The organism is Curtobacterium sp. GD1 (assembly GCF_020882855.1).
In the GTDB taxonomy this organism is placed as follows: Bacteria; Actinomycetota; Actinomycetes; order Actinomycetales; family Microbacteriaceae; genus Curtobacterium.
Map to the genome: position 1 here is coordinate 123652 of NZ_JAFEVQ010000007.1, position 12379 is coordinate 136030.

Below are 12379 nucleotides of genomic sequence, written 5' to 3' on the forward strand. Positions count from 1 at the left end.
GAAGTCTGCGGTGCGCGGGTGCCGAGCGGCAGTCCCGACTCCGGGTGCCACCCGGCCGGGGCACGTGGCGCCCGGCGCCGGTGCCGGTGCCCGAGTCTCGGCCCCGCGGACACTTTCGCGGCCGCACCGCCCGAGGAACGTCCGCCGAACCGAGACTCGGGGCCGCGGCGGCCACCAGCCACGCGCGGCCGCGCCTCAGTCCAGGTGCTCCCGCAGGAAGCTCGCCACGCGCTTGCTCATCGCCTCGTCGAGCTGCGCGATGGAGTGCGCCGACCCCTCGACCGCGACGAACGTCACCGGCACGTCATGTCGTCGGAGCGTCGCCGCGAACTCCTGCGACTCCCACAGCGGGATGAACTCGTCGGTGGAGTGGCCGATGAAGAACGGCGCCGTGTCCGAGGTCACGTGGTACTCCGGCGATGCGCGGGTCGCGGCCGGACAGTCCGAGTAGGTCCGGCAGCCGAGGTACAGCAACTGCTTCCGCTGGAACGCGGCGGAGACGCCGTCGGCCTCGGTCGAGCGGGTCGTCAGGTTCGTGGGGCCGCTCAGGTCGACGACGGCCCGGATCCGGTCCCCCTCGGCGTAGGCGGTCGAGTCGTGGTCCGTCACGGCGAGCATCGCCGCGAGGTTCCCACCGGCGCTGCCCCCGAACACCCCGACCCGCTTGCTGTCGACGTCGTAGGTGGACAGCGTCGTCGGACGGAACACCCAGTCGAGTGCCCGTCGGACGTCGTCCAGCCCGGCCGGGAACGGGTCCGTCGGGGCGAGCCGGTAGTCGACGTTGAACGTGACGAAGCCCTCGGAGGCCAGGTACTTGCACACCGATCGGTACGCGGCGGTGGCCTTGTCGCCGTGGGACCAGCTCCCGCCGTGGATCATCAGGACGGCGGGACGCGTGCCGCTGGCCGCCTCGGCGACGGCGGCGTCGCCAGCACCAGCACCGGCAGCGTCGCCGGTGACGGTCCCGTCGTCGGCTGCCCCGGCCCCCGCAGCGGCGACGCCGGCCCCGGAACTCCCGACACCACTCGCACTCCCGTCCCCGGCCGCGTCGGCTCCGGCCGCGTCGGCCCCGACCTCGTCCGCCGTCGCGGAAGCCGTCCCGCCCGGCGTCGGCGTCGGGGTCCTCGTGGTGTCCGGTGCACTGTCCGCCGGCAGGCACACGTCGAGCCGCTGCAGCGCGTCCGACCCGTACGGCACGTCGGCGACGACGTCGATGCCGTGGTACCGGAGCGACAGCGGGTAGATCACGGGTCCGGCGGTCACCGTGCGGTTCTCGTCACCGACCGGGTCCGTGCTGCACGACGCGACCGCGCCGAGCGCCACGACCGCGGCGACGAGCGCGAGCAGCGTGCGACGGCCTGACCTCATCGGATCAACGGTAACCCGGTCCCCGCACGCCGTCGTCCACCCACGGGAGGAACCGACCGTCCCCTCCTCCGCCCCGAGGACCACCGCCGGACGAACCCGTCCAGCGGTGCCAGGATGGTGACGACCCCGCAGGAGGACCCGTGAGCCGTCGCAAGGCCTGGAACGCCGACCCCGAACCACTGCTCCGCGTCGAGGAGGGGTTCCGCCTCGACCGGGTCGACCCCGACGGCACCCCGGGGTTCCCGGGGCGGAAGATCGACGGGCTCGAGGCGCTCGCCGCCGGGGCCTCCCGACTGTCCGCGCTGCAGGAGCGACTCTGGGCCGCCTCGACCGCCGGTGACCAGCGCCGCGTGCTCCTCGTGCTCCAGGCGATGGACACCGCGGGCAAGGGCGGGATCGTCTCGCACGTCGTCGGCGCGGTGGACCCGAACGGCGTGCACTACGCCGGGTTCAAGGCGCCGAACGCCGAGGAACGCGAGCACGACTTCCTCTGGCGCATCGAGCGACAGCTCCCGGGTGCCGGCCAGCTCGGCGTCTTCGACCGCTCCCACTACGAGGACGTCCTCATCCAGAAGGTCCGCGCGTTCGCCCCGCCGGAGGAGATCGAGCGCCGCTACGGAGCCATCGTCGACTTCGAGGACGAGCTCGCCGCGTCGGGTACGAGCCTCGTCAAGGTCATGCTCCACATCTCGAAGGACGAGCAGCGCGAACGACTCGGTGAGCGCCTCGACCGACCCGACAAGCACTGGAAGTTCAACCCCGGCGACATCGACGAGCGCCTGCTCTGGGACGACTACCAGGACGCGTACCAGACGGTGTTCGACCGCACCTCGACCGCGACGAACCCCTGGTACGTCATCCCGGCGAACCGCAAGTGGTACGCCCGGCTCGCCGTGCAGCAGCTCCTGCTCCGCACGCTCGAGGACATGCAGCTCACCTGGCCCGCAGCGGACTTCGACGTGGCCGAGCAGCGGCAGCGGCTCGCCGAGTCCTGACCCGCGAACGGTCCAGGAGGCACGGATCGCCCCCGCCTCGCAGCCCCGGCCCGGCGGTGGGCTGGCCAGCGACGGTCCGATCGCGTAGACTCACTCGGTCGGCCTTCGACGCCGTGACATTGCGATCACGGAGTTTTCGTTTGGGTGTGTGTTGCTCGAGGGCTGGATTCACGTCGATCCGCGACGGGAAGAACCCCCTCTCCGCACGCAAGCCCCCGCCGATGTCGCTGCCGGGCGCTGCGGTACGTCTGCACCCCGAGAAAGTAGCCATGGCCCCGTACAACAAGGGCGGCGCGGACAACCGCGCCTCCGACCGTGTCCGTCACCCGAACGGCACCCCCGCCGCTCGCAGCAGCAAGCACCGCGGTTTCCGCGCCGCCGACCCGTCCGCTCCGCGGCAGAAGCAGCGTTGGGACGCCGAGGAGCGTCGCGGCCGTGCGGCGCAGGGCGAGCGCCCGAGCCGTCCGAACTGGGAGCCGCGCGACGGTGGCCAGGGCCGCCCGCAGCGTGATGACCGTGGTGGCCGTCGCTTCGACCGCGATGACCGCGCTCCCCGTCGCTTCGACCGCGACGACCGTGCGCCCCGTCGTGACAACGACGACCGTCCGCGTCGCTCGTTCGACCGTGACGACCGTGCCCCGCGTCGCTTCGACCGCGACGACCGTGCCCCGCGTCGCTTCGACCGCGATGACCGTGCTCCCCGTCGTGACGACGACCGCGCTCCGCGCCGGTTCGACCGCGACGACCGCGCGCCGCGCCGGTTCGACCGCGACGATCGTGCGCCCCGTCGTGACGACGACCGCGCTCCGCGCCGGTTCGACCGTGACGACCGCGCGCCGCGCCGGTTCGACCGCGACGATCGTGCGCCCCGCCGTGACGACGACCGCGCCCCGCGCCGGTTCGACCGTGACAACCGTGCGCCCCGTCGCTTCGACCGCGACGACCGCGCTCCCCGCCGGTTCGACCGCGACGACCGCGCTCCCCGCCGTGACGCCGACGACCGTCCGCGCCGGAACTTCGACCGCGACGACCGCGCCCCGCGTCGCTTCGACCGCGACGACACCGAGCGCAAGCCCTTCGTCCCCGCCGACGACGTCAAGCTCGAGAAGCTCCAGGCCGAGGCGACCCTCGCGGCCGACGTCGAGGGCGTGACCTTCGCCGACCTCGGCATCGGCGGCAACATCTCCCGCGCCCTGGCCGAACTCGGCGCCACGAGCCCGTTCCCGATCCAGGCAGCGACGATCCCCGACGTGATCGCGGGCAAGGACGTGCTCGGCCGTGGCCGCACGGGCTCCGGCAAGACGATCGCCTTCGGCGCCCCGCTCGTCGAGAAGCTCATGGAGAACGGCGGCGGCACGAAGCGCAAGATGGGCCGCGCCCCGCGTGCGCTCATCCTCGCGCCGACCCGTGAGCTCGCCCTGCAGATCGACCGCACCGTGCAGCCGATCGCCCGCTCGGTGGGCCTCTTCACGACGCAGATCTACGGCGGTGTCCCGTACGGCCGCCAGGTCGGTGCGCTCGAGCGTGGCGTCGACATCATCGTCGGCACCCCGGGGCGCGTGCAGGACCTCATGAACAAGGGGACGCTCGACCTCAGCGAGGTCGTCATCTCCGTGCTCGACGAGGCCGACCACATGTGCGACCTCGGGTTCCTCGAGCCGGTGCAGGAGATCCTCTCCGCCACGGCCGAGGTCACCCCCGAGGGCAACCGCGCCCAGAAGCTCCTGTTCAGCGCGACGCTCGACGCCCAGGTCGCGTCGCTCGTCGAGCAGTTCCTGCACGAGCCGTCCGTCCACGAGGTCGCCGGTGAGGACCAGGCCTCGTCGACGATCGACCACCGCGTGCTCGTGGTCGAGCAGCGCCAGAAGGACCAGCTCCTCGAGGAGCTCGTCGCCGGCGCCGGCAAGACCATCGTGTTCGCCCGCACCCGCGCCTACGCCGAGCGGCTCGCCGACCAGTTCGAGGACGCCGGCATCCGCGCGACCTCGCTCCACGGCGACCTGAACCAGTCGCGCCGGCAGCGCAACCTGCAGCTCCTCACGAGCGGCCGCGTGAACGTGCTCGTCGCGACCGACGTCGCCGCCCGTGGCATCCACGTGGACGACGTGTCGCTCGTCGTGCAGGCCGACGCGCCCGACGACTACAAGGCGTACATGCACCGCTCGGGCCGCACGGGTCGTGCCGGCAAGGAGGGCACAGTCGTCACGATCGTCCCGCGCAGCCGTCGCCGCAAGATCGAGGGCATCCTCGAGCACGCGGAGATCGAGGCGGACCTCGTCGACGCCGCCCCCGGTGACGGGATCGTCGCGGAGCTCGCCGCGCGGTAGTCGCGAGCCGCGGCAGGACGGGAGGCGCGGTGCCAGCTGGCACCGCGCCTCCCGTCCGTCACATGGTGAGCAGGAACAGTCGGGTCGCCGCCGTCGACCCGACCCTTTCTGCTCACGATGCGCCGCGTCAGCGGTTGAAGAAGAGCAACCCGCGCACGTACCCGGCCTGCCCGGCGTGCTGCGTGCAGTCGTCGAGGATGCTGACGAGCCGCGCGCCCCGCGTGACGGGCGGGTCCCATGCGTCGTCGACCACCGGGTCGAAGTCCGACGGCTCGAGCGTGCCGACGTAGGCGACCGTGCGGTCGTGCACCGCGCGGAGGTAGTCGACCAGCAGGTCCGCCGAGGCACGGACGCGTCCGACGTCGTCCCGCGACATGCCGTAGCCGAGCGCCTCGGCGGGGAACGGCAGTCCGAACCGGTCCACCCAGCCGTCCGCCGCCCACACCTGCTCGGTGCCCGCGAGGTCCGCGATCTGGGCGTCCTGCCCGCGCGCGATGTGCCACGCGAGCCAGGCGAGGGTGTTCGCATCGGCGGCCGGACGTGCGGCCAGCTGGTCCTCCGACAACCCGCTGACGGCGCGCTCGACCGTGGCGGGGACGCGGGAGAACGCTTCGATGAGGAGTTCTGAGGGGGTCATGCCGGCAACGCTACGCGCGGTGTCCGACACCGTTCGTCACGGCTGCAGGCCGGCGATCGTCCCCGCGACGGAGACCGATCGCGAGTGGCGTTCGAGCGCAGCGCCGAGCCGGTCGAAGGCGTCGGCGAGGCCGGCGCGGTCGCCGGGGGCGATGACCTCGCGGAACGCCGACGAGTAGACGGCGCCGATCTCGCGCGCGACCTCGGACCCGGACGGGGTGAGGTGGAGGAGGATGCTGCGGCGGTCGTCGGGGTTCGGGCGACGCTCGATGTGGCCGCGCTTCTCGAGCCGGTCGATCAGGCTCGTCATGGCACCCGTGGACAGCTCGAGGTACTCGCCGGCCTGCTTCGGGGTGATGCCCTCGCCGTCGGCGGACGCGAGGAAGAACACGAACCGGGCGTCCGTGGCGTTCAGCCCGCGGGTGGAGCTCTCGTGGTGCAGGACGCGCGCGTGCTGCATCTGCAGCACGCGGAACGCCGTCAGCAGCTTCGCGACGTCGCCGTCCGGGTCGACCTCGGGGATGCTGACGGTCGGCGACACGGGGGCCGGGGGGAGCTGCGCGGCGTCCAGGGGTCGCGCGAGCGCGGTGGTGGTGTCCGTCATCGGGCGGCTCTTCTCGGGAGGGTGATCGCCTGCGCGATCGGCGGGACGGCACGGGTATGCCGTCGTGCTGCTCATTGAACAAGTATCTCACCGATTGAGGTACCCCCAACTGTGGGGGTGTAGCTTCCCTTGTGAGCCACACGGCGCTCAAGTAGCTTGATCGTCGTAGCAACCACGGCGCCGTCGCGACCAACCACCGCGGAACCCCGGCGCCCCTTTGGATCAGGAGCTCCGTCATGTCCCGTGTCACCCCGCGCGCTGCGCGTCTCGCCGCCTGGATCGCCATCCCCGCCGCTCTCGTGGCCTCGGGTGTCGTCGTCTCGGCCGCGTCCTACTCGGCCTTCTCGGCCACCACGGTCAACCCGACCAGCAACTGGACGGCCGGCAGCGTCGCCCTCACCGACGACGACAACAACACCGCGCTGTTCAACGCGACCGGCCTCAAGCCCGGCTCGACCGGCGCGAACTGCATCACGGTCACCTCGACCGGCACGCTGCCCTCGACCGTGAAGCTCTACGGCACGAACGCAGCCACGACGAACGCCCTCGCGTCGAACATCAACCTCACCGTCGAGCAGGGCACGGGCGGCGGCTTCGGCTCCTGCACCGGCTTCACCGCGGCGTCGACCAACGGCACGCTCTACAGCGGCACCGTCGCGGGCTTCGGCACGGCCTCGACCAACTTCGCCACGGGTGTCGGCAGCTGGGCCCCGACCGGCAGCGGCTCGGAGTCGCGCGTCTACCGCTTCACCTACACCGTCTCGAGCACCGCACCGAACACCGTGCAGGGCGGCACCGCGGCCCTCGGCTTCACCTGGGAGGCCCAGAACAGCTGAGCCGGCGACACGGGAGCGTGATCGACGCTCCCGTGTCCACCGCGTGACGTCCGGGACCGAGCCCGATGCGGGCCCGTCCGTCACCGTCCGACAACGCGCCCCCGGTCGAAGGCAGTCATGGTCAGCATCGAAGTGCACGGCGGTCCCACGCCGCACGACGTGCTCCGTGACGCCGTCGACTGGGGGCGCGTCGTCGTGGCCACGCTCGCCCGCGGTGTCGTCGCGACCCTGCTCGGGCTCGCGCTCTGGGCGGCTGCCCCCGCCGTCATCGGCTGGCAGCCGACGACGGTGATGACCGGATCGATGGAGCCGCGGCTCACCCCCGGCGACGTCGTGGTCTCCCGCCCGGTGTCGGCCGGGGACGTCCGGATGGGCAAGGTCCTGCTCGTCGACGACCCGGACCAGCCCGGGCACCTCCGCATGCACCGCTACGTCGAGGACGGTCCGCGCGGCACGATCGTCACGAAGGGCGATGCCAACCCCCGGCAGGACTCCACGCCCGTCGAACCCTCGGCCGTCCACGGTGTCGCGTTCCTGCGGGTCCCGTTCGTCGGTGCGCCGATCGTCTGGCTCCGCGCGGGGGAGTGGGGCAAGGTCGGGATGCTGGCGCTCGGTCTGGTCGCGGTGCTCGCGCTCTGCACGATCGACGGATCGCTGCGGCGGCTGGTCGGTCCGGCGGGGCGTTCGTCGGACGACGATGCGTCGCGCGGCGCGGGTGGCGGACCGGACGGTGGCGCTGGCGGCGTGCGTGTCCGTGACGGTGTCGGTGTCGGCGTGGGCGTCGGCGTGGGTGACAGCGCCGGCGCCGGTGACGGCCAGGAGGCGCGGGTCGACCCCGCCCCGCGCGTCGCCACGGCCCCGACCACCGCCCCCACCGCCGTCGTGAGCCGCCGTACCCTCCGTCGCGCGGACCGCCGAGCGCGTCGGCTCCGCCGGCTCGGCGGCGCGGCCGCCGTCCTCGTGCTCGCGGGCGGTGCCGGGTTCCTCCTGCCGGCGGAGGCCGTCGCCGGGCCGTGGTCGCGGACCACCGTCACGTCCACCTCGTTCGACGCCCTCACCGTCCCGCAGGCCACCGCGCTCGCCTGCACCCCGAACGGCGACGGCTCCGTGAACATCGGCTTCACCTACGGTGGGCCGGCCGCGACCTCGTTCTCCGTGATGAACGGGACGACCGTGCTCGCCACCCAGTCGACCTCGCCCGTGCGCGTCGTCGGCTCCGGTCTCCTCAACCTCGGCCAGGTGTACACCGTCACCGTCCGCGTGAACTACCTCGGGAACTGGACGTCGACGAGCACCGCGACCGCCCGGATCCAGACGGCCCTCATCGGTACCAACCTCAGTTGCGCCTGAGTTCTCCACAGGTCGCCGCGGGGCACCCGGCGATGTCCCCGGCCGGCGCTACCGTGACCGCATGCGCATCCTGCACACCGGCGACTGGCACCTCGGCCGCACACTGCTGGGTGCCGACCTGCTCGAGCACCAGGCGGCCTTCCTCGACTGGCTCGTCGACCAGGCACGGGCGCGTGCGGTCGACCTCGTCGTCGTCGCCGGGGACGTCTACGACCGTGCCATCCCGCCGGTCGACGCCGTCCGGATGCTGTCCCGGGTGCTCGAACGGCTGGCCGAGACGGCCACGGTCGTCATCACCCCGGGCAACCACGACTCCGCCGCACGACTCGGCTTCGGTGCCGGCGTGATGGACCCGCGGGTGCGGATCCTCGCCGAACCCGCAGGCATCGCCACCCCGGTCCTCGTCGACGACGCCGACGGGCTCGTCGCGGTGTACGGCATCCCGTACCTGCACCCCGACCTCACCCGGTACGCCCTCGCGGCGGTGCCCGACGAGCCGCTCGCCCGCTCGCACCAGGCCGTCGTCGGTGCGGCGATGGACCGCGTCCGCGCCGATCTCGCCCAGCGGCCCGGTACGCGCAGCGTCGTCGTGGCCCACGCGTTCGTCGGCGGGACCGAACCGAGCGACAGCGAGCAGGACATCCGCGTCGGCGGTGTCGACCGGGTGGCGCGTGCCGTGTTCGACGGCATCGACTACGTCGCGCTCGGGCACCTGCACGGGCCGCAGCGTGTGGGGGACGGCGACCGCGTGCGGTACGCGGGCTCGCCGCTCGCGTTCTCGTTCGGCGAGCGGCACCAGCAGAAGTCCGTCACGGTCGTCGACCTCGACGACTCCGGGCAGGTGACGGCCGAGCTCGTGCCGGCGCCCGTGCCGCGGCGGCTCGTCGACGTCCGGGCCACGATCGACGAGATCGAGTCCGGGGCGCACCGGTCGGCGGCGGACGCCTGGGTCCGCGTCGCCGTGACGGACACCGTCCACCCGGAACGGATGTACGCCCGGGTGAAGGACCACTTCCCCCACGCCCTCGCCATCACGCACGAGCCGGCCGACCGCGCCGAGCGTGCCGCCGCCCGCGCGGTCACGGCGACGTCCGACCCGGTCGAGGTGGCAGCCGACTTCGTGTCGTTCGCCACCGGCACCGTGCCGGACGACGACGACCGCGCGATCCTGACCGAGGCGTACGAAGCTGCTGCCCTGGCCCTCCAGCGTGAGGGGGACCGCTGATGTACCTGCACCGGCTCGAACTCCGCGCGATCGGCCCCTACCCGGACCTCGTGTCGATCGACTTCGCCGCGCTCGCCGCCTCCGGGGTGTTCCTGCTCGAAGGGCCGACGGGTTCCGGTAAGTCGACGATCATCGACGCCGTGGTGTTCGCCCTCTACGGTGGACTGGCCGGTGCCGACGCGAGCGACGACCGGTTGCACAGCCAGCACGCCGACCCAGCGGTCGAGCCCGTCGTCGAGCTCGTGTTCGAGACCGGTGCCGGTGTGTACCGCGTCCGACGCACGCCGCAGTACCAGCGCCCGAAGCAGCGGGGGACCGGCACCGTGAAGCAGCAGGCCTCCGCGCAGTTGTTCCGCCTCGCCGGGCCGGCCGACGTGGCCGGTGAGCCGATGTCCTCGCGCATCCCCGAGGTCGCGGTCGAGATCGCCCGGATCATCGGCCTCGACAAGGCGCAGTTCCTGCAGACCGTCGTCCTGCCCCAGGGCGAGTTCGCCCGGTTCCTGCGGTCTCCCGGCGAAGACCGCCGCAAGCTGCTGCAGTCGTTGTTCGGCACGCAGGTCTACGACCGGACGGCCGACGAACTCGCTGTCCGCCGTCGCGCCGTCCTGGCCGAGGTCGAGGGCGCCGACGCCCGGGTCCGCGACGCCCTGAACCGGTTCGCCCAGGCTGCGGGTGTCGACGAGCCGGACGAGTCCGACGTCCCCGCGACCGTCGCGACACTCCGAGCGACCGCCGACGCTGCCGAGTCCGCTCGCGCCACCGCGTCGCACGCGGCCGCTGCTGCGGCGGCGCACGAGCAGTCGGTCACTGCTCGTGCAGCCGCACTGGACCGCCGCGCCGTCCTCGTCGCACGTCGTGCGGAACTCGACGCGGGTGCCGACGGGGTCGCCGCGGCCCGCGTACGCCTGGCGTCGGGCGAACGTGCTGCCCGCGTCGCGGTCGTCGCCGACGGGCTCGACGCCGCACGCGCCCGCTCCGACCACGCCGCCGCGGCGGCGGACGCCCTCCGCGCACAGCACGGCGTGACGACCGACCGAGACGCCCTCGCCCACCAGCGGACCGCCGTGACCGAGTGCCTCGCCGCGGTCCGGCATCGCATCGACCTCGAACGGGCGCTCCCCGGCAGGCGTCAGGCGATCACCGATGCCGTCGCTCGCGGAACCCTGCTCACCGAACGCCTCGCCGACCTCGACACCGCGCTCGATGCCCGCCCCGCCGAACGCGCCCGCATCGTCGAGGACGCCCGGGCCGCCGCCACGCTGGCCGCCGGGTCCGAGGCCGCGCGGCTCGAGGTCGAGCGTGTCCGTGCACTCCGGGCCGACCTCGTCGCCCGGGCCGCGTCCGAGCGGCGCGTGCAGGGTGCCGAGCAGACCGTCATGGCCGCCCGCGCCACCGCCCACGAGCTCGTCCGGGTCGAACAGCAGTTGCGGGAGCGCCGCATCGCCGGACTCGCCGGAGAGCTCGGCGCCGCACTCCTGCCGGGCGACCCGTGCCCGGTGTGCGGGGCGACGGAGCACCCGGTCGTCGCGACACCGCAGGACGACCACCCCAGGACCGAGGCGATCGAGGCCGCGGCCGAACGTGCCCGGCGTGCCGAGCGCGCCCTCGGTGACGCCGCGACGGCCCTCGCACTCGAACGGGCCGAACTCGCCCGGCTCGTGCATGTCCTCGGTGACGTCGACGACGACACCGTCGACGCCCTCGCGGCTGCGGCCGACGCAGCCGTGACGGCGGCGCACGACGCGGCCGTCCGCGTGCGCGACCTCGAACAGCAGCGGGCCGCACACGACGAGGGGACGCGCACCCTCGAACGGCAGCGGAACGAGGTCGACGCCGAACGCGCCGTCCTCGCCGGAGCAGCCGCAGCAGATGCTGAGCGCCTCGAGCAGGACGAGTCGGCGGTGTCGGCCGCGATCGAACGCGTGGCCGAACACCTCGACGCTGCGCCGGAGACCCTGCGCCAGGGGGTCGAGTCGCTCGACGCGCTCGTCGGTCGACTCGACGCGGTGCTCCAGGCCGACAGCCGCGCGGACTCGGCAGCAGCAGACGTCCGCGAACGTGCGGCCGAGGTGGACCGGGTCCTCGCCGAGCAGGGGTTCGACGACGTCGCCTCCGCCCGCGCCGGGCTCCTCGACCGAGCGGACGCCGAAGCACTCCGGGCCGAGGTCGCCCGTGCCGACCAGGCCCGAGCGGTCGTCGACGCGGGACTCGCCGAACCGGCGGTCGTCGCTGCGGCCGACGACGACCCGGCAGCGCTCGACCTCGACGGAGCCCGCGCAGCACGGGACGCCACCGCAGCCGCGGCCGAAGCAGCCGTCCGCGCGGCCACGACGGCGGTCGACCAGGCCGTCGCGTCCGAACGGTGCGGAGCCGAGCTGGACGCCGCGGTGCGCGCTCGCGACGACACCTCTGCGCGCAGCCGGGCCGTGGTGCGGCTCGCCGACGTCGCGGCAGGGGTCGCAGCAGCCAACCCCACCGGGATCACCCTCGGCACCTACGTGCTCATGCGCCGCTTCGAGGACGTCGTCGCCGCGGCGAACGACCGGTTGCGGGCGATGCTCGCGGGCCGGTTCACGCTGGAGACCTCCGACGAGCGGGAGTCCGGCTCACGTGCACGGCGCACGGGCCTCGCGCTCGCCGTGCACGACCAGACGACCGACACCGTGCGCGACCCCCGCAGCCTGTCCGGCGGCGAGACCTTCACGGTGTCGCTGTGCCTCGCGCTCGGTCTCGCCGACGTCGTCCAGGCCGAGGCGGGCGGGGTCTCCCTCGGCACGCTGTTCGTCGACGAGGGGTTCGGCACGCTCGACCCCGAGACGCTCGACGACGTGATCGGGCAGTTGTCTCGTCTGACCGCGGGCGGCCGTCAGGTCGGGATCGTCAGCCACGTCGAGGAGCTGAAGCAGCGGATCCCGGAGCGCATCGCCGTGCGGCGCACGTCCGACGGTGGGTCCCGGGTGACGACCACGGTCTGACGCCCACGCACGAACGCGCCCTCGCGCACGAACGCGCCCCCGCGCACGCACCCGCCCGCGCCC

9 protein-coding genes are annotated in these 12379 nt (G+C 73.4%); 6 read left to right on the forward strand and 3 right to left on the reverse strand.

The window, feature by feature from the left end:
* Positions 1 to 195: 195 nt before the first annotated feature.
* Positions 196 to 1368: an alpha/beta hydrolase gene (locus JSX79_RS05770; protein WP_229085429.1), complete on the reverse strand. Its 1173-nt coding sequence runs from the start codon at positions 1366 to 1368 to the stop codon at positions 196 to 198.
* A gap of 140 nt (positions 1369 to 1508) precedes the next feature.
* Here JSX79_RS05770 and JSX79_RS05775 point away from each other — a divergent pair, with 140 nt between their 5' ends.
* Positions 1509 to 2363, forward strand: a complete 855-nt coding sequence (locus JSX79_RS05775) for a PPK2 family polyphosphate kinase (RefSeq protein WP_071294488.1) — start codon at positions 1509 to 1511, stop codon at positions 2361 to 2363.
* 269 nt (positions 2364 to 2632) lie between these two features.
* Positions 2633 to 4690, forward strand: coding sequence for a DEAD/DEAH box helicase (locus tag JSX79_RS05780; RefSeq protein ID WP_229085430.1), 2058 nt, complete (start codon positions 2633 to 2635; stop codon positions 4688 to 4690).
* Positions 4691 to 4817: 127 nt separating this feature from the next.
* Here JSX79_RS05780 and JSX79_RS05785 read toward each other — a convergent pair whose 3' ends face one another.
* Complete coding sequence (locus tag JSX79_RS05785) at positions 4818 to 5327, reverse strand: DUF664 domain-containing protein (protein ID WP_229085431.1); 510 nt, start codon at positions 5325 to 5327, stop codon at positions 4818 to 4820.
* Positions 5328 to 5363: 36 nt separating this feature from the next.
* A complete protein-coding gene (locus JSX79_RS05790; RefSeq protein ID WP_071303514.1) occupies positions 5364 to 5930 on the reverse strand; it encodes a MarR family winged helix-turn-helix transcriptional regulator in 567 nt (188 codons plus the stop codon).
* 236 nt (positions 5931 to 6166) lie between these two features.
* Between JSX79_RS05790 and JSX79_RS05795 the strand changes: the two genes are divergently transcribed.
* The 4 genes from JSX79_RS05795 (at position 6167) to JSX79_RS05810 (ending at position 12316) form a co-directional block, all read left to right on the forward strand.
* Positions 6167 to 6766: a hypothetical protein gene (locus tag JSX79_RS05795; protein ID WP_229085432.1), complete on the forward strand. Its 600-nt coding sequence runs from the start codon at positions 6167 to 6169 to the stop codon at positions 6764 to 6766.
* 117 nt (positions 6767 to 6883) lie between these two features.
* Positions 6884 to 8116 (forward strand): S24/S26 family peptidase, encoded by a 1233-nt coding sequence (locus JSX79_RS05800; RefSeq protein ID WP_229085433.1) that lies wholly within the window; start codon positions 6884 to 6886, stop codon positions 8114 to 8116.
* A gap of 61 nt (positions 8117 to 8177) precedes the next feature.
* Positions 8178 to 9341 (forward strand): exonuclease SbcCD subunit D, encoded by a 1164-nt coding sequence (locus JSX79_RS05805; RefSeq protein WP_229085434.1) that lies wholly within the window; start codon positions 8178 to 8180, stop codon positions 9339 to 9341.
* A complete protein-coding gene (locus tag JSX79_RS05810; protein WP_229085435.1) occupies positions 9341 to 12316 on the forward strand; it encodes an AAA family ATPase in 2976 nt (991 codons plus the stop codon). The genes JSX79_RS05805 and JSX79_RS05810 overlap by 1 nt, the downstream gene beginning before the upstream one ends.
* The last annotated feature ends 63 nt before the right edge of the window (positions 12317 to 12379 follow it).

Bases quoted from the DNA above. Each gene is read 5' to 3' on its own strand.
- JSX79_RS05810 (WP_229085435.1), top strand. From the start codon at position 9,341: ATGTACCTGCACCGGCTCGAACTCCGCGCGATCGGCCCCTACCCGGAC.
- JSX79_RS05780 (WP_229085430.1), top strand. From the start codon at position 2,633: ATGGCCCCGTACAACAAGGGCGGCGCGGACAACCGCGCCTCCGACCGT.
- JSX79_RS05770 (WP_229085429.1), bottom strand. From the start codon at position 1,368: ATGAGGTCAGGCCGTCGCACGCTGCTCGCGCTCGTCGCCGCGGTCGTG.
- JSX79_RS05800 (WP_229085433.1), top strand. From the start codon at position 6,884: ATGGTCAGCATCGAAGTGCACGGCGGTCCCACGCCGCACGACGTGCTC.
- JSX79_RS05785 (WP_229085431.1), bottom strand. From the start codon at position 5,327: ATGACCCCCTCAGAACTCCTCATCGAAGCGTTCTCCCGCGTCCCCGCC.
- JSX79_RS05795 (WP_229085432.1), top strand. From the start codon at position 6,167: ATGTCCCGTGTCACCCCGCGCGCTGCGCGTCTCGCCGCCTGGATCGCC.
- JSX79_RS05790 (WP_071303514.1), bottom strand. From the start codon at position 5,930: ATGACGGACACCACCACCGCGCTCGCGCGACCCCTGGACGCCGCGCAG.
- JSX79_RS05805 (WP_229085434.1), top strand. From the start codon at position 8,178: ATGCGCATCCTGCACACCGGCGACTGGCACCTCGGCCGCACACTGCTG.